Genomic DNA, 15,687 nt, shown 5'->3' with positions numbered 1-15,687 from the left:
GTGTCACTTTACATTCTGTTACATCGATGGTTCACAGGAGAAATAGCCGGTATAGTATGGCAGTGAAGGAGGTCGAAACCATGACCAAAATGATACAAACAAAAAACCTATCGAAATCTTATGGAAAAACACAGGTCTTAAAAAATATTGATTTGACTGTTGAACGCGGGGAATTCACTGCCATTATGGGTCCCTCCGGCTCTGGAAAAACGACGTTAATGAATACCCTATCAACCATTGATTCCTTTAGCGGGGGAAATGTTTGGATTGAGGGAAATTCCCTTTTAGATATGAAAAAGAAAGCCCTGCGGGAGTTCCGCCAAAAAAGAATGGGATTTATTTTTCAAGACTATAATTTACTGGATACCTTAACGGTGAAGGAGAATATCCTCCTCCCGCTCTCGCTGCAAAAAACACCTGTTGCAGAAATGGAAAAGCGATTAGCGAAATTAATTGATGCCCTAAATATTGAAACAATTTTACATCAATATCCTTCTGAAATTTCCGGCGGTCAGAAACAGCGCACGGCTGCCGCGCGGGCGATTATTACCAGCCCCGCAATTGTATTTGCTGATGAACCAACGGGTGCACTCGATTCCCGATCTGCTACCCAGCTGCTGGAACAAATTCAATTACTCAATGTAACATTCAAGACAACCGTTCTGATGATTACTCATGATCCGTATGCAGCCAGCTACTGCCAGCGCGTAGTTTTCCTTCGTGACGGAAAAATCGTCAATGAGATGTTTAAAGGCGAGCAGACTGAAAAGGAATTCTTTGACCGTATCCTGACGATCCAAAGTGCTATAGGAAGTGACCGGCGATGAACTTATTAGATTTATCATGGAGGAACATGAAGCGGAACTTCCGTTTGTATACCATTTATTTCATTTCCATGTTTGTCGGGGTTGTCATTTACTTTACCTTTTCTGGTTTAATGTTTAACAAAGATGTAGTCGCAGCCATTCAAAATAAAGAAAACTACAAAATGGTGATTTCCCTTGCTTCGGTGATTGTCTTTTTGTTTATTGTCTTCTTTATTTTGTACGCGAACTCCTTTTTCATGAAGCAGCGAAAAAAAGAATTCGGCATGTATTTACTTTACGGAATGAAGGAAAGACAAGTTGCTGCAATGGTCTTCTTTGAAACATTATTCTTGAGCGCCATTTCGGTTTTCAGCGGTATCTTAATCGGCGGATTGCTATCTAAGTTTTTCGGTGCGGTATTAATGAACTTAATGCGCTACAATGAGGATATTTCTTTTGCTTTTCCATTAGAAGCGATTGTATCAACAGTTCTGTTATTTGCCTTATTAATCATCATCATTACAATTCAAAGTTATTTTAACGTCCGGCGTGTCCAGTTAGTGGAATTATTTCATGCAAATGAAAAGATGGATAAACCGTTTACTTTTTCTTTTGGCCTGGCGTTATTGTCTATTATATTGATTGCCGGGTCTTACTATATGATTACCATAGGAGATACGGACATCTGGAAAGATCATTTCAAAGAAACATTAGCAGCTGTAACAGTGGCTCTGATTGCCGGTACGTATTTATTTTTCCGCCAATTTTCCGGCTGGATATTACAAGAGCTGAGTCAAAGAAAAAACTATTTTATTGGCAGTAAGATGTTATGGATATCCTCTCTCCGTTTTTCTATTCGAGGAAATACAGTCAATTTTACATTCAATTCACTGATTAGTGCGATTGTCATCTTTACAGTCGGATTTATTGCTGTGGATTACGCTGTTAAAGGTGAGGTTGTGAAAAAAGAATTCCCAAACCATATTGCCTTTTCGTCCCAGGATGATGAAACTCAAAGACAAATTGAACAGCTGATGAATGACTCACATCCAATCATTGATCATGAAACAATTACGGGCATACAAACAGAAAAAATCCAGAATAGAAACGCATTTTTTAGCCATCCCGAATATTACACCGAAGAGTTTTACCTTTTTCCGGAGTCCCAATTAAATGCAATTGTTGATTTGCGCAAAGCTGGTGAAAAAGCAGATTTAGAAGGTGAAGAAGCAATTGTATTAACAAGAGGAATTGATGAACCGGAAAAATATAAAAGTTCGCAGCCTAAAATGACCGTTTTGGAAGACAATACATTTCGGGTAGTCGAAAAAATACGATATCCGCTGTTAAGCATCCCAACAAGTCCTGGCGGCAATACAAAGCCCCAGCCTTCTGTACTCATTATTTCAGACGAAGCATTTGAGAGCTTAAAGGAACATCGCACCCTTTCTTCATTTGAAATTTATCATATCGAAGATCCCAAAACATCAAATGATGTATCTCGAGAAATATACGACCTCGTTATGAAAACAGATGGAGCCTATTATTCGGCCTATATTGATATGTATTCCGTTGATACGGAGTCGTCTTCTTTAATCTTGTTCTCGGTTGCCTTTTTTGCCGTTATTGCATTGTTTGCTTTAGGGAGTGTCATTTACTTTAAACAACTGCGAGAAGCTACAGAAGAGCGGGAACACTACGCCATTTTACGAAAAATCGGTGTTGACGGCAAAGAAATGAAAAAGATTATCCGAAAACAATTGCTGTTCGTATTTTTGCCGCCGCTCCTGCTGGGGCTGCTGCACAGCTGGTTCCTTTTATATTACACAGTCATCCTGGTCATAAAAGATTTGCCTTCTTTAACGACCATTATTTTTTCGGTCATGGGATTATATGTGTTAACGTATCTAATTTTTTACGTTTCCTCCGTATCTATTTACTACAGAATTGTCAGCGAAAAAAACACACGATGAGTTACTCTACTCATCGTGTGTTTTTTTCATTATTAAAAACGGATCGCTATCAAGCGGGAAGTGAACGATAAATAGGGTGTACTCTCTCACATTCGACGTACAGCTAATGTAATGCCCTAACTTGTTGCTTAACTGCTGGGCTAAATATAAACCCATTCCGGTCGACTTCGAATACAATCGCCCTGTTTCTCCGGTAAAACCGCGATTAAATACTCTCGGAAGATCTTTCTGGCTGATGCCAATCCCATTATCCCGAATCAAGAGCTGTTTTTCTTGTGGGGTTTCCGATATGGAAATGGTGATCTCTCCGCCGGATTCTGTATATTTCAAACTGTTTGTCAGAAGCTGATTGACGATGAACCGGAGCCATTTAGGATCACTTTGGACCTCCAGCATATCTGCCTGAATGTGAATGCGGATATTTTTTGAAATAAAGGTTTTTGAGTGGGACTTTACAATATCCTTAAGAATCTTGATAATATCACATTTCTGGATATCGTAATCTTGATTAAAGCTGTCTAGTTTAGCGTAATAGAGTGCTTGATCAACATAATTTTCAATTTTTGTGATTTCTTCTCTTAAACTGCCGGCGTCCATATCGGTTTGCTGCAGCAGGCGAAGAACGGCAATTGGTGTTTTTATTTCATGGAACCAGGAGACGATAAAATCGTAATGATCCTTCTGCCTGTCCTGAATCCGATTCATTTCACGGATATGTTCACGCTTCAGCTCATCGATGTGTGTTTTAGCGAATTCTCCTTCCAGAGACAGGCTATCATAACCCTCCCCTTCCAATTGCCGGATCACACGCAGATTTTGCTGGTACCGGTATAATAAAAACCCGATTAACACAATTGAAGATAAGGCGAATGCATAAAGGAATGTCCCCCATGCCAGGCTGCCATTGATATCAGTAAAAAATATCGCTGCAGAAATCAGGAAACTGATCAGATAGAGGACTATATAGGGTTTTTCATAAGATAGAAAGCTAAGGAAGTTCATTCAATTAAATACCCTAACCCTTTCCGAGTGACAATGAAGTCCTCTAGTCCAATTGCTGCAATTTTCCTTCGCATCCGATTCACATTCACAGTAAGGGTATTATCATCGACAAACTGTTCCTCATTCCATAGTGCCTGCATTAAGTCATCCCTCGAGACGATTTTCCCGATATTCCGCATCATCAATTGCAAAAGGATGAATTCATTCCGGCTTAGCTCATTGCTTTGTCCATTAAATTCAATCGTCGAATTGGTTACATTTAATTTCAGGCCGCGATGGATAAAACGGATATTCTCCTCTTCCTGATATGTATACTTCCGGCGGATAAGCGCACTGATTTTCGCGAGAAGGATATCCAAATCAAAGGGCTTCTGGATAAAATCATCCCCGCCCATATTAATGGCCATTATTATATCCATATTCTGATTTCTGGAGGAAAGGAAAATGATCGGCACTTTTGAAACAGAGCGTATTTGCTGGCACCAGTAGTATCCATCAAAAACGGGAAGATTGATATCTAATAAAATCAGGTGTGGACTTGTCTGCTCGAATTCCGTCAGCACCTGTTCAAATTGGGTCACCTCCACCACATCATATTGCCATTTTTTTAGTGTATCAGCGACAATCCGTCTTATTTTTTCATCGTCTTCAATCATCATGATTCTATACATAAATATCCCTCTTTACTGGAATAATGGTCTCGTCATTCTTTATGGCACAAATTTCTTAAGTCTTTCGGGCTATGGCTGTCACTATTATTCTATATAGTATATCTGAAATTGAAATGATCCATTTACACATTAGTGATTGAGCTCATCAATTGTCTTAAGAATTCTCGAATACACATCACGAATAGATTCATCAGTCAATTCGTCATTATACAACCCATACCCCCAACGATGAAATGTGTCATTTTTTTTCGATTTAAGTACTCCCACAGCATAGCTTTTACCAACTTCCCATTTCCATGAATCATTATATTCTATGTCATTAACAGTAAACGGGATATGACTGCTGGCTGATATAAAAAAGAATGGAATGGACGAATCTGTATATGTATCTGCATATTTGGCTTCAGCAGCTTTAGGAAGATTGTTTTCCGTCATTATAACTGCATCATAAGAGCTCAATTCCTCATTTGTAAGTTCATCAAAAGAAATTTCATTAAACTTCACTTGCTCTGCATTCACATCTGGCGGGTCTCCAACGACCGCAATCCTTAATGCCCTTCCATCATATGGCTCGAAGTCAGGGGTTTGAGTACAAGCTGTTAGTAACATGGGTAGAATTAGCAATATATAAGAAATCTCTCTCGTCATTCTTGTCATACTCATCACCTCTGCCTAGATAATATAAATAATTGCGCCAATTATCCCCACAATCATTAAGGCCAGGCCCTTTATAACCTGTCTCTGTCTGAAAGCGGCCATACATCCTGAAACAAAGCCGATGAACACTAAGCCTGCACCTATATGCTGAATGATTTTGATTTCTGAAACGCTGCCGGTAATAAAGACTTGAAAACCAATGCAGCCGCCTCCAAAAATCAGGAGAAATGAAGGGTTTTTCAACTCTTCTTTAGCATCCTGCTGTTCCTTTTTGTCCATTTTTTTATAAGTTTTTATAAAAAGGAAAATCGGAATCTCCCATATTAAAATGATGATAATTGCCTGAAAGATCATCATATGAACCCCTCTGGTAAGATATAAATCTATTACTTCAAAATCATACCATATTCTAACAAAAAAAAGCGCCATCCATTGGATAGGCGCCCTATAAAAATACTTATGATAAATGCTTTATTTTCCTTTCAATCGGTGTACGCTCCTTCGCTTCAGGTACCTCCTCAGGAAAGCCTACCCCTAAAATACCAACTACATCGCAGTCATCCGGGACATTTAAAGCAGTTCTTGCTGCAGCTGAAACCCCCAGGGAAGACCAGAATGTCCCCACTCCTGATTCCCATGCCATCAGCATAAAGTTCTGGATAAAACATGATACTGCAGCCATGTTCTCATTTCGTTCCAGGTCGGTTGCTCCATGCTTGGATAGGATGGCCAGCACGACTGGTGCCTGGCAGAAATCGGTTTTGTGATTCAGCTTAGCCCTTGTTTCCGGACCAACAAATAATACTTCCCATGGCTCCGTCATTTTATGGTTGGGTGCCATGGTTGCAGCCTCCAGCCAGGATGTGATTAGACTGTGCTCTACTCTATCAGATTTGAATTTTTTTATGTTGCGGCGAGTCGTGATTATTTTCTGTATATCCACTGTTAATTTCCCCTTTCCTTCATAACTCACTTTACTAGATTAATAGGTTATTTACATGGCAGCTTTCTCATTATCAATGGATTTCCCACTGGGCCGGGCTGCCAGGAACATATAGGACAATACAGCCCCGGTACTTGCACAAGCTATGACAATCCCCATCGATATGGCCGGGCTGTCTCCTAAGCCGACAAGGGGAGCCACACATCCCCCAAAGATTAAGGATAGTACCCCCAGTAATGCGGAGGCACTCCCTGCAGACTTACCCTGATTTTGCATGGCAAGCGAGAAGCCTGAAGTACTCACCATCCCAATACTTGAAACAACAAAGAATAACGGTGTCAGAATAGCGTACAAGCCTGCATCTAAAAGAAGCATGATTAACAGAGTAATAGCCCCAATGAAAGAGATGCATATGCCAGCCGTAAATAGCTTCCTTTCACTGATCCTCCCCGCCAGTCTTCCCGTGATTTGACTGAAAATGATGATTCCAAGACCGTTGATGGCAAATATCAGACTAAACATCTGCGGGGAGGCCCCATAAATGTTCTGTAGGACGAAGGGTGAGCCGGATATATACGCAAACATGGCAGCAAACACCAGGCCTTGCGACAATGCATACCCTATGAAACTTCGATCCAATAAGAGCTGCTGAAATGTCGTTAATGTGTTTTTTATGCCGCCCAGTGAACGGGAATCATCTGGCAGCGTTTCTGGCAGACCGAATAGTACGACAAGAAACATCACCAAGCCGATTACACTCAAAACGATAAACACTCCCTGCCAGGGAGCAATCCGCAATAGCTGGCCGCCAAGTATTGGAGCAAGTATGGGGGCCACGCCATTCACTAAAGCGAGCAGAGAGAAAAATTTGGTCAGCTCAGTGCCTGAGTATAGATCCCGGACAATAGCACGGGAGATGACAATCCCGGCTGCCCCGGCCAGGCCCTGAATAAACCTCAGCACAATCAAACCCCAGATGGAATGACTAAAGGCGCACAAGAGAGAAACGGCAAAATAAATTAATAACCCGATAAGAAGAGGCTTCCGGCGTCCGCGGACATCACTGAGCGGGCCTGCAAGCAGCTGGCCTAAGGATAGGCCGAGCAGGAAAAATGTTAAACTTAGCTGGACCAGTGACGGATTCGTATGCAGATCATTTGCGATATCAGGCAGAGCCGGCAAATACATGTCGATGGATAACGGGGCAAACGCGGCTAAAGTACCAAGCACGATCGCCATCCATAATCGCCTTGACTTGGAATGTGCACCTGGGGCATTTCTAATACTTTCTAAAGAATCATTCATCGATTTTCCTTCCTTTTCTATGAATTTTGAACTTTAAGCTCAAAGGTTATGGATAAGAATCCGTATGGCTTCTGAAACATCCACCTTTTTTTCCTGGCAGAAATGATTCAGCTTTTTGAACATTTCTTCATCCAGCCTGACATGGATGGAATGCTTAAGTTTTTGGCCTTCAGGCTTCTTTGGCCGCCCCCTGCCAATTTTCCGCTGCCCTGTTTCATCCCTCCAAACGGCTATAGTCACATACCCGTCTTTTTCCAGCCATTTCTGAAGATCATTTTCCTTCCAAATGCGCGCAGCATCCTTTTCATGTTTTTTCAGATATTCTGCAAGACCCTCACCTTCCAGGCCCTTCTTTTTCGCTTTATGAATCATCTTGTTTTTAAGAAACTCTTCATATTGTTCGAATGATGTAAAGGTTTGTTCTTTCATAAACCCTCCGGATTATTTTTTGTTCTACAAAAAATAATAAAGAATTTCAATTCACAATGCAATCTTTTTTGTTCTACAAAAAAAGAAAGCCTGATTTCTTCGAGAGAAATTAGGCTTTCTATATGACTATCAATGTTTCTGAACCACCCCAGGCTCAAGATCTCTTTCAGAACTTTTTGAAGACCCTATTAATACGCCAATTCCAAGCAGTAAGAGAAGGATCCCTAACCAGGAGGTCATGTTTAACGATTCACCCAATACGAAAACCCCTAATAGTGCGGCTGTTAAAGGCTCCGCCAGCGCAAGTGTGACAGCCGTTGAAGAGGAAACATGGACAAGCCCTTTTGAAAAAAGGAAATAGGCAATTCCCGTAGCCAGAATCCCCAGGTGCAGGCTGACAGTCAAACCCCGAACACTCCCAAGCCAGGACATATCAAAAATAAATAAGAATGGAGATAGAAAGATGGCGCTTAAGGTGAAAACAACTGCCACTACTGACAAGGATGAATAGTTTTCAACCAGGTCCCTGCTGACAAGCGTATAGCCTGCAAATGTTAAACCAGCCCCTAATGCCATTAATAGGCCAATCGGGTCCATATGAACCGAATTTTTGTTCATGAAAAGCAAAACACAGCCCAAAATGGACAGGAAGGTAGAACACCACCAAATGGCAGTCGGTCGTTTTTTCAAATAAAGCCATTCAAGAAAACCCGATAAGATCGGCGCACTCCCGATCGCTGTCACGGTCCCAATGGCCACCCCTGTAAGAGTGACCGCTGAAAAGAACAATGGCTGGTAAAGCGCCATACAAGTTGAGGCCATCAGGGTGTTCTTAATAGGCCAATTTTTCAGGTCCAGCTTCCCCGCCAGCAGAACCATGCATAATAAAAATAAGCCGCCTGCCGCCAGACGGGCAGCCCCGATGGCAATCGGGTGTGCGTTTTCCGGCGCAAATGCCTGTGTGGTACCCGTGGTCCCCCAGAACACTCCGGCAAGCAATATATAAAACGGAGCTATTTTAACACTCATGTTCTCACCTCAATAAAAAAAGATAAAAGGAATCATTAAACTTATCTTAGAAAATCCCCTCAGAATTTTCTTTACCTAGTTTAATATCCCTTTTATCCATTCTTAAGGATCCTGTACTTTTGTGGTGCTACCCCTTCACAGCGGTTGAACCACCTGGTAAAAGAGGAGGAATTTTCAAAGCCTAATTCTCCGCTGATCACCGACATGGACCAGGAGGTTGACTTTAATAAATGCTTCGCCTCTTTCAAACGAAGATCAGATATGTAGGCTTTTGGGCTTCTCCCGGTTTTCTTCTTAAACCATGCGGAATAATAGGCTGGATGGTAATGTTCGATTTGCGCTAAAGTCTCTAATCGGATGGACTCCTTAAAATGCCTATGAATATAATCAATCGACGGGGGCTTGGCGATTTGCAGTTTACTGGCCACATACCTGGTCAAATCTGCCAGAGAAGATGTATTTCCCTGATTCTCCGCCTCTTCCAGCAGCAAATAACGGATCGAAGACCATTGCTGATCCAGTTGAATGTACATACTGCTAGACTCTTCCGGCAAATAGGCCGTCGGGATATCCAGGACCAAAAATTCATTCCTGTCCATCGACCGATAGTTATGATCAACCCCCTGCGGAAGGAAAAAACAATACTCGGGGTCAAGCTTAATCTCCTGCCATTTCGTCTGGATATCCAGTGAGCCCTGCAATGGGAAAAGAAACTGGCCAAACTCATGCTGGTGCGAATGAAACTCTCTGGAATAGGATCTTTTTTCGCAGGTGATGCTTTGCATTTTACTCCCCCCCCCTGATCATGCTTTAGTTTATTATAATCCGAAACTATGAGGGATTAAAGATTGGATAACAGATCGGGAATAAAAAATCCGGATGGCCATTATTCACGATTAACCTGTGGGTATTCATTTTATATATGTAATATTCTCGCTCTATGCCTTAAGCAATCTAATCTGGACCTATTATTCGCTTTTCCCTTGAGTGCACTGTTTCAAAAGATTGGCCATTATAAGTTAAAATCAAATTCGATAGGCTTATTTATTATGTATTATGCCTTTGCATTATTAAGTTACAGATTTCAAATGCTTTTCGAAAAAGAAGTTAAACACTAAAAAATAAAAGGACTGCCGGGAATTTTCCGGCAGCCATACAAAACCGGTACCGTAAAGCCACTTTGAGTGCCTAGCCGCCTGTTTGACAGCTAAATCAACCTATAGCATCCAGAAAAAATCAGTCTTAAGAACTGTCAATATCAATAGTAAAGTAAAAACCAGCTGGCAAAGGGTCACAACAAAAGCCTTGCGATTTTCGTCATATTTCCACTCCATAAAAGCTCGGGCCGTTTCGGTTGTAACGATTAAAACGATCAGCAGAAACCACGGTTCCAAAAACCATAGCCATTCCAGCGGGTCTCTCCCAAGGTTAATCCCGCCTCCGATCAAGAGGATAATTAAAAAGGAAATCCGAATGGTCCAATCCAATTTTTTATGCTTATCATTGACATGGTTATAAGAAAAAAATGTTCTCTTCTCCACTTTCAGCCATTTTCTTAAACCCATTTCGAAGAAATAGATTAACGTTACAACAATAGCTATTAAAAGAACTAACTTCGGCCAGGCCATTGGATCAACTACATACATCCTTTTCCCACCTCCGCCTTTGAAAACAGAAATAATGCGTTATCTAATCTGTTCTACGGATTGCGGGAGGAAAAAGTTCCCTTTGCCTTTTTTTATTGACTGCTTTTTTTCAGGTTGTCTCTGGAGACTGGAAATATAAGCGGAATGCCTAGTTCGGGCTCAAGACCTCGGATTCCTACTTACCTGTCCGAATCAGCCCCCACTTCGGACTCGGGCACTCTGTTTACTCCTTATCCTGTTTCGCATCATGTTGTATATTAAATTCCGAACGACTGAACACGAATTAATAAAAGCCGAAGAGGACCATCTCTTCAGCCTTGTTTCTCCAATTCAAGCAGAGTCTGCTTCATTTCTATGCCCCCGCGATAGCCGGTTATCGCACCATTTTTACCAATGACACGATGACATGGGACCGCGATTAACAGCGGATTGGCACCGATTGCTTTCCCTGCTGCCCGGACTGCCTGCGGCCTGTTTATTTTCTCTGCGATGTCCGAATAGGAGACAGTATTACCGTAAGGAATCTGAGCTAATGCCTCCCAGACTTCCTCTTGAAACGGAGTGCCTTTCACATCCAGGTCCATTGAAAAAACTTGTCTTTTCCCAAGAAGAAATTCCTGTAATTCCACCATGTATGGCTGCAGTGCTGCTTTATTTTCCACAAGCACTGCAGCTGGGATATATTTTTTCAGCGACCTTTCAAAATCCTCAAACTCCGGGTCAGAGCCTATATAGCAGATACCTTTTTCTGTTTTAGCCAGATACAGGTTCCATTCATCTTCCTGCAGGTTCGCCCATTCAATGTTCATTATTCCGCTCCTCCCTTGTTTTGTTTCTATATGCTGCAGGTGTTGTGCCAAGCTTCTTTTTGAATAAAGAGATAAAATAAGGGGTGCTGGGGAATCCTGCTGACGCACCAACATCGGCTATCGATTGCTCCCCGGACTCCAGCATATCAACGGCTTTTTCGAGCCGGATAGCCTGAATATACTCTGTGGGCGACTTCCCGGTGACCCGTTTGAACACCCGCTGCAAATGATAGGGACTTCCATGAAACAGGTCTCCCAATTGATGCAGTGTAATCGGGTCATTATAATGCTGATCGATCCACCCGGTTATTTGTTTTACCCATTCTTCTGCAGGCAGGCTGAGGCCTTCCGGTTTGCATCGCTTGCACGGCCTGAAATTTTCCGCCACTGCTTGAGCGGCATTTCGAAAAATAGCGACATTACCGATATTCGGGACTCTCGACCGGCACGATGGCCTGCAGAATATCCCTGTCGTTTTAACGCCATAAAGAAAGAGATCATCATAGGTTTTGTCGCAATCCTTTATCGCGTTCCAATATTCTTCTGGAATCTGTTCATAAGCCACCTGCGCTCACCTCTGATAAAAAGTATACACAAAAAATGTTCATCATCAGCGATTTCCTAAATATAAACGCAAGATAACGTAATCCTGAAGGATTACAATAAAGATAAGGAGGAATCTACATGAGCTCTCACTTTGTTAACTGGAAAGAGGATGAAAATGGCCTAGTCCTTTTCACTCCCCATGAATTCAGCTTTTCCGAAAACCTGCGATACTTATCAAGATCGGCAAATGAATGCCTTTATGAGATTTCCGGGGAGACAATTAGACGTGCCCTTTCCATCGGTAAGGTTAAGCTGCTTCTTGAAATAAGCGGGGAGTCAGATCAGTTCCTATCCGTCAGCATTCATAAGCCCGTCACGCATCAAATGAAAGCGGAAATTGCGGCATATGTTCACGATTGGTTCGACCTTGGAGCCAACCTGACCCCATTTTATGAGATGGCACAAACAGATCCCTTGCTGCAAAAGCCTGCAGAGCAATTTTTCGGGCTCAGAGTTATGGGAATTCCCGACTTATTCGAGGCTTTTGCGTGGGGAATCCTTGGGCAGCAGATTAACCTTACATATGCGTATACACTAAAGCGGCGCCTCGTTGAAAAATATGGGGAGTGGCTGGAATATGAAGGGATCAGATATTGGCTGTTTCCTGCAGCGGAAACGATTGCCGGGTTAACCATCGAAGATCTGGCCGACTTAAAAATGACCGTAAAAAAATGTGAATATCTAATAGACGTAGCCCGCTTAATTTCAAATGGCGAGCTTTCAAAAGAGGACTTGCTGAAAGAGGGAGATGTAAAAGCTGCAGAAAAAAAGCTAACAAAAATACGCGGCATCGGCCCCTGGACTGCCCATTATGTCCTCATGCGGTGCCTGCGCTTCCCGAACGCTTTTCCAATCGATGATGTCGGCCTGCATAATGCGATCAAAGTGATCACAGGCTCTGAAAGGAAACCGGCCAAAGCGGAAATTTTGATTTATTCGGCTGCATGGAAGAATTGGGAAGCTTATGCTACTTTTTATTTGTGGAGCGTTTTGTATTAAAGGGACTAGCTGAAAAAAAGGTGAATTGCATAATTTAAAGACAATACATACAGTTTGCTTTCACATGAATCATGGCATCTATTCCATTTAATATACCTTCTCTTAATCCCAAATTTAAAGATACTTGGACAAGGAAACTAAAAAATCAGTTTTCGCATACAGGCACTTATCTTTTAGGAAGTTTGATTTGGATAGTGTAAAATAATAAGCAGTGCGTCAGTGAGAATCTTTGTACCTTAAACATAAATCGCGGAAAATATAAAAGCGAATTAAGGCACCATAGCACCGTAATTCGCAATGTTTTTATCAAATAGAGAACATGGCTTCTATTATATCTTCAATTTTTAGCCATTTTCTTAGTTTTCATATGGAGCAGCCTTAGAAAATTCAAATCCCTTTCAGTTAATAAGTCATTTATCGGTGTATCCTGATATGAATAAATCCCTTCTCCAGTCTTTGCCCCAAGTTTGTTTGCATCAACAAGATCATTGATGTGTTTTGGTGCACTTTGCCCGTTATTAAGATCTGGAAACAGATGATCAAAGATTCGTTTCCATGTATCCAGTCCGCCATAATCCACGGTTTCCATTGGCCCAATAAACGCCCATCTGAACCCCGGTCCATCTTTAATGATCTGATCCATGTCCTGTGCATCAACAACCCCATTATCAATCAAAGCCAGTGCTTCCCTTAACAGAGCTGCCTGTATCCTATTTACAACAAACCCCTTTATCTCTTTCTTTAAGAAAATAGGAGTCTTTCCTGCCTTTTTTAATAGTGACATTGTTGTATCAGCAACATAATCGGAAGTATTCTTATGTTTAATCACTTCAACTAAAGGCACTAATGGTGCAGGGTTTAGAAAATGGGCAATGATAAATCTCTCAGGATGAATGCTGTGCTGAATTAATTTTGTGAGAGGTATAGCGGATGTATTGGATGCGATAATAACATCTTGAGCACAGATCGACTCTAAGGTTCGATATAGATCCCATTTCAGCTGTAAATCTTCTGGAATAGCCTCAATGACGAATGATGAACCAGCCAGGCTTTCTTCTAAATTGCGTGTAAATTGAATTTTCCCTAAAGCGAGTTCTTTTTCTTCTGAGGAAATCAGTTCGTTATTTACATATAAATCTAAATTGATGCTGATAGCTGTCATTGCATTGGTTAATTTATCTTTTGTTAAATCATATATATGCACAGGGAATCCCGCTAGCGCAAATACCTGGGCAATGCCATGCCCCATAATCCCTGCACCAATAACAGTTATTTTTTTCATGTTTGCCATCCTTTTTTAGTATTGAATACACTAAAGCCTCTGTTACATTTCATACTTTTCCAGCAGCTTTTCCTCCACCTCAATAGAGTTGTTTACATCAGCAGCTTCTGCACCAGCATTTAATACATCAGATGATTTCCGCAAGATCATGACGGTTGCCCAGTACAGGAATCCAACAATTACGGCTGTCCAAATAATATTTATCCACCCAACCGGGATGCTTTTATTAATGAAGAACCCTGCAAATGTCCAAAATATAGCAACCCAGTTAAATCCGCTCCAATACCAATAGCGGCTTCCTCTAATAAACAGAGATGGGATATCAAGCCTGCTTTTAGCCAGCAGCATATAATGAGCTATGAACACACCGCCCATTGGTGCAAATATATTTCCTAAGATTGACATATAGCCGATATATCCATTCACAAGCTGCGGCAGCAGGGAAAATACTACCCCTACAACACTAACGATGATCGTACCCCAGAAACGGCCCAATCGGGAGAATATATTACTTAGCGATAATCCTCCTGTATACAGGTTTTGGACATTAATTGTCCAGTTATCCAGCACGATATATACAGATATGAGGAGCAAAAACCACATGGCGCCATTTGATGCGCCAACAATGACATCAAATGGATTATCGTTTTTGCCTAATGATGCCGCAACAGCATATCCCCCGACAAATGAACAGATCAGCTGACCCAGCACCGCGGCTGCAAATGTGCCAATCCACATGTCTACTCTTGTTTTCGAATAACGGCAAAAATCTGCTGCATCAGTGAAATTCGAGAACCAGGCAGCTGCCATACTCGTTGCCCAAAGTAAAATTAAAGCCCATTTGATTCCTTCACTGCTTGCAAAGCTGAAAACTGCTGAAGGGTGATAAGAGGAAGATGGATAGTTCATTAATACAAAGATAATCGTAATTGAAAAGAGTAACTTCAAGAAAAGAGAGTAACGGGATAAGATTTTTAAGGAGTTGTAGCCAAAGGTTGCAATTAACACCTGGAGCAGGGCAAATATCAAACTGACAAACACTAAGCTGACCGGTCTGTCCAAAATAATTTCCAGCACAGCGGTTAATCCCAGGGCACCAGAAATAGTCTGAAAGGCAAACCAATAGACACTAGATACTGCACGCAAACCTGAAGCAAGCCAAGAGCCTCGAATTCCAAAAACACTGCGCATGCTAACTAGCCCAGGAATCCCATAATCAACTCCGACAGTAGCCGCAATCAGGTAAACTGAAAATCCAATTGCGATACTAAGAAATCCAGCAAATACGGCTTGCCAAAACGACAGTCCCGCAGCGATTAAGGCTCCGCTAATTAAAATGGTGCCCGGATTCACGACAAAGTTTAATACCATGGCAGAAATATCCCACCACCGCACTGTTCTCAATTCTTCCGGGACCGCCTCAATCCCAAACTGTTCAACACCTTTAGGCTGACGGTACTTCTTAGCTAAAGATTCTTCAATTTTACTATGCTGATCCAATTCATTCACCCCCGTAAGTGTAAAAGGAAA

Annotated in this window: 17 protein-coding genes; 3 read left to right on the top strand and 14 right to left on the bottom strand. The window is 41.7% G+C overall.

All coding sequences use genetic code 11. From position 1 onward, the window contains the following. Positions 1-80 precede the first annotated feature (80 nt). Positions 81-827, top strand: coding sequence for an ABC transporter ATP-binding protein (locus ACR42H_RS04460; protein ID WP_113882918.1), 747 nt, complete (start codon positions 81-83; stop codon positions 825-827). Next, on the top strand, positions 824-2,779 hold the full coding sequence (locus ACR42H_RS04455; protein WP_436374858.1) for an FtsX-like permease family protein: 1,956 nt from the start codon (positions 824-826) through the stop codon (positions 2,777-2,779). Before ACR42H_RS04460 ends, ACR42H_RS04455 begins: the two co-directional genes overlap by 4 nt. A gap of 6 nt (positions 2,780-2,785) precedes the next feature. Here ACR42H_RS04455 and ACR42H_RS04450 read toward each other — a convergent pair whose 3' ends face one another. From ACR42H_RS04450 to ACR42H_RS04395, 12 genes are all read right to left on the bottom strand, one after another. Continuing rightward, positions 2,786-3,781, bottom strand: coding sequence for a sensor histidine kinase (locus tag ACR42H_RS04450; protein WP_436374857.1), 996 nt, complete (start codon positions 3,779-3,781; stop codon positions 2,786-2,788). Further along, positions 3,778-4,452 (bottom strand): response regulator transcription factor, encoded by a 675-nt coding sequence (locus ACR42H_RS04445; protein WP_436374856.1) that lies wholly within the window; start codon positions 4,450-4,452, stop codon positions 3,778-3,780. Before ACR42H_RS04445 ends, ACR42H_RS04450 begins: the two co-directional genes overlap by 4 nt. A gap of 129 nt (positions 4,453-4,581) precedes the next feature. Then, positions 4,582-5,061 carry a hypothetical protein gene (locus ACR42H_RS04440; RefSeq protein WP_436374855.1) on the bottom strand — a complete coding sequence of 160 codons (480 nt, stop codon included), beginning with the start codon at positions 5,059-5,061 and terminating at the stop codon, positions 4,582-4,584. 63 nt (positions 5,062-5,124) lie between these two features. Beyond that, positions 5,125-5,466: a hypothetical protein gene (locus ACR42H_RS04435; RefSeq protein ID WP_436374854.1), complete on the bottom strand. Its 342-nt coding sequence runs from the start codon at positions 5,464-5,466 to the stop codon at positions 5,125-5,127. A gap of 100 nt (positions 5,467-5,566) precedes the next feature. Further along, positions 5,567-6,052, bottom strand: a complete 486-nt coding sequence (locus tag ACR42H_RS04430; RefSeq protein WP_436374853.1) for a nitroreductase family protein — start codon at positions 6,050-6,052, stop codon at positions 5,567-5,569. 51 nt (positions 6,053-6,103) lie between these two features. After that, a complete protein-coding gene (locus ACR42H_RS04425; protein ID WP_436374852.1) occupies positions 6,104-7,357 on the bottom strand; it encodes a multidrug effflux MFS transporter in 1,254 nt (417 codons plus the stop codon). 39 nt (positions 7,358-7,396) lie between these two features. Continuing rightward, positions 7,397-7,786 (bottom strand): hypothetical protein, encoded by a 390-nt coding sequence (locus tag ACR42H_RS04420; RefSeq protein ID WP_436374851.1) that lies wholly within the window; start codon positions 7,784-7,786, stop codon positions 7,397-7,399. 129 nt (positions 7,787-7,915) lie between these two features. Then, on the bottom strand, positions 7,916-8,815 hold the full coding sequence (locus ACR42H_RS04415) for an EamA family transporter (protein ID WP_436374850.1): 900 nt from the start codon (positions 8,813-8,815) through the stop codon (positions 7,916-7,918). A gap of 92 nt (positions 8,816-8,907) precedes the next feature. Then, positions 8,908-9,600, bottom strand: a complete 693-nt coding sequence (locus ACR42H_RS04410) for an AraC family transcriptional regulator (RefSeq protein WP_436374849.1) — start codon at positions 9,598-9,600, stop codon at positions 8,908-8,910. 432 nt (positions 9,601-10,032) lie between these two features. Next, a complete protein-coding gene (locus ACR42H_RS04405) occupies positions 10,033-10,461 on the bottom strand; it encodes a DUF4181 domain-containing protein (protein WP_113882908.1) in 429 nt (142 codons plus the stop codon). A 311-nt stretch (positions 10,462-10,772) separates the two neighbouring features. Next, positions 10,773-11,270 carry a methylated-DNA--[protein]-cysteine S-methyltransferase gene (locus ACR42H_RS04400; RefSeq protein WP_113882907.1) on the bottom strand — a complete coding sequence of 166 codons (498 nt, stop codon included), beginning with the start codon at positions 11,268-11,270 and terminating at the stop codon, positions 10,773-10,775. After that, the gene (locus ACR42H_RS04395; RefSeq protein WP_436374848.1) at positions 11,260-11,835 is read right to left on the bottom strand and encodes a bifunctional transcriptional activator/DNA repair enzyme AdaA; all 576 of its coding nucleotides are present in this window, start codon (positions 11,833-11,835) and stop codon (positions 11,260-11,262) included. The genes ACR42H_RS04400 and ACR42H_RS04395 overlap by 11 nt, the downstream gene beginning before the upstream one ends. Before the next feature lie 119 nt (positions 11,836-11,954). On the opposite strand from ACR42H_RS04395, the gene ACR42H_RS04390 reads away from it, so the two are divergent. After that, on the top strand, positions 11,955-12,875 hold the full coding sequence (locus tag ACR42H_RS04390; RefSeq protein WP_436374847.1) for a DNA-3-methyladenine glycosylase 2: 921 nt from the start codon (positions 11,955-11,957) through the stop codon (positions 12,873-12,875). 337 nt (positions 12,876-13,212) lie between these two features. Here ACR42H_RS04390 and ACR42H_RS04385 read toward each other — a convergent pair whose 3' ends face one another. Beyond that, on the bottom strand, positions 13,213-14,157 hold the full coding sequence (locus tag ACR42H_RS04385) for a 3-hydroxyacyl-CoA dehydrogenase family protein (protein ID WP_436374846.1): 945 nt from the start codon (positions 14,155-14,157) through the stop codon (positions 13,213-13,215). A 42-nt stretch (positions 14,158-14,199) separates the two neighbouring features. Next, positions 14,200-15,657 carry a purine-cytosine permease family protein gene (locus ACR42H_RS04380; RefSeq protein ID WP_436374845.1) on the bottom strand — a complete coding sequence of 486 codons (1,458 nt, stop codon included), beginning with the start codon at positions 15,655-15,657 and terminating at the stop codon, positions 14,200-14,202. Between the last annotated feature and the right edge of the window lie 30 nt (positions 15,658-15,687).

This window comes from Cytobacillus sp. BC1816 (assembly GCF_051353635.1).
GTDB classification, from domain to species: Bacteria; Bacillota; Bacilli; order Bacillales; family Cytobacillaceae; genus Cytobacillus; species Cytobacillus oceanisediminis_C.
The sequence above is the reverse complement of the archived record's forward strand: the minus strand, read 5'-3'. Positions and strand labels throughout refer to the sequence as shown.

Excerpts from the sequence above, each read along its gene's own strand:
- ACR42H_RS04460 (WP_113882918.1), top strand. The coding sequence starts at position 81 with ATGACCAAAATGATACAAACAAAAAACCTATCGAAATCTTATGGAAAA.
- ACR42H_RS04455 (WP_436374858.1), top strand. The coding sequence starts at position 824 with ATGAACTTATTAGATTTATCATGGAGGAACATGAAGCGGAACTTCCGT.
- ACR42H_RS04450 (WP_436374857.1), bottom strand. The coding sequence starts at position 3,781 with ATGAACTTCCTTAGCTTTCTATCTTATGAAAAACCCTATATAGTCCTC.
- ACR42H_RS04445 (WP_436374856.1), bottom strand. The coding sequence starts at position 4,452 with ATGTATAGAATCATGATGATTGAAGACGATGAAAAAATAAGACGGATT.
- ACR42H_RS04440 (WP_436374855.1), bottom strand. The coding sequence starts at position 5,061 with ATGTTACTAACAGCTTGTACTCAAACCCCTGACTTCGAGCCATATGAT.
- ACR42H_RS04435 (WP_436374854.1), bottom strand. The coding sequence starts at position 5,466 with ATGATGATCTTTCAGGCAATTATCATCATTTTAATATGGGAGATTCCG.
- ACR42H_RS04425 (WP_436374852.1), bottom strand. The coding sequence starts at position 7,357 with ATGAATGATTCTTTAGAAAGTATTAGAAATGCCCCAGGTGCACATTCC.
- ACR42H_RS04420 (WP_436374851.1), bottom strand. The coding sequence starts at position 7,786 with ATGAAAGAACAAACCTTTACATCATTCGAACAATATGAAGAGTTTCTT.
- ACR42H_RS04415 (WP_436374850.1), bottom strand. The coding sequence starts at position 8,815 with ATGAGTGTTAAAATAGCTCCGTTTTATATATTGCTTGCCGGAGTGTTC.
- ACR42H_RS04410 (WP_436374849.1), bottom strand. The coding sequence starts at position 9,600 with ATGCAAAGCATCACCTGCGAAAAAAGATCCTATTCCAGAGAGTTTCAT.
- ACR42H_RS04405 (WP_113882908.1), bottom strand. The coding sequence starts at position 10,461 with ATGTATGTAGTTGATCCAATGGCCTGGCCGAAGTTAGTTCTTTTAATA.
- ACR42H_RS04400 (WP_113882907.1), bottom strand. The coding sequence starts at position 11,270 with ATGAACATTGAATGGGCGAACCTGCAGGAAGATGAATGGAACCTGTAT.
- ACR42H_RS04390 (WP_436374847.1), top strand. The coding sequence starts at position 11,955 with ATGAGCTCTCACTTTGTTAACTGGAAAGAGGATGAAAATGGCCTAGTC.
- ACR42H_RS04385 (WP_436374846.1), bottom strand. The coding sequence starts at position 14,157 with ATGAAAAAAATAACTGTTATTGGTGCAGGGATTATGGGGCATGGCATT.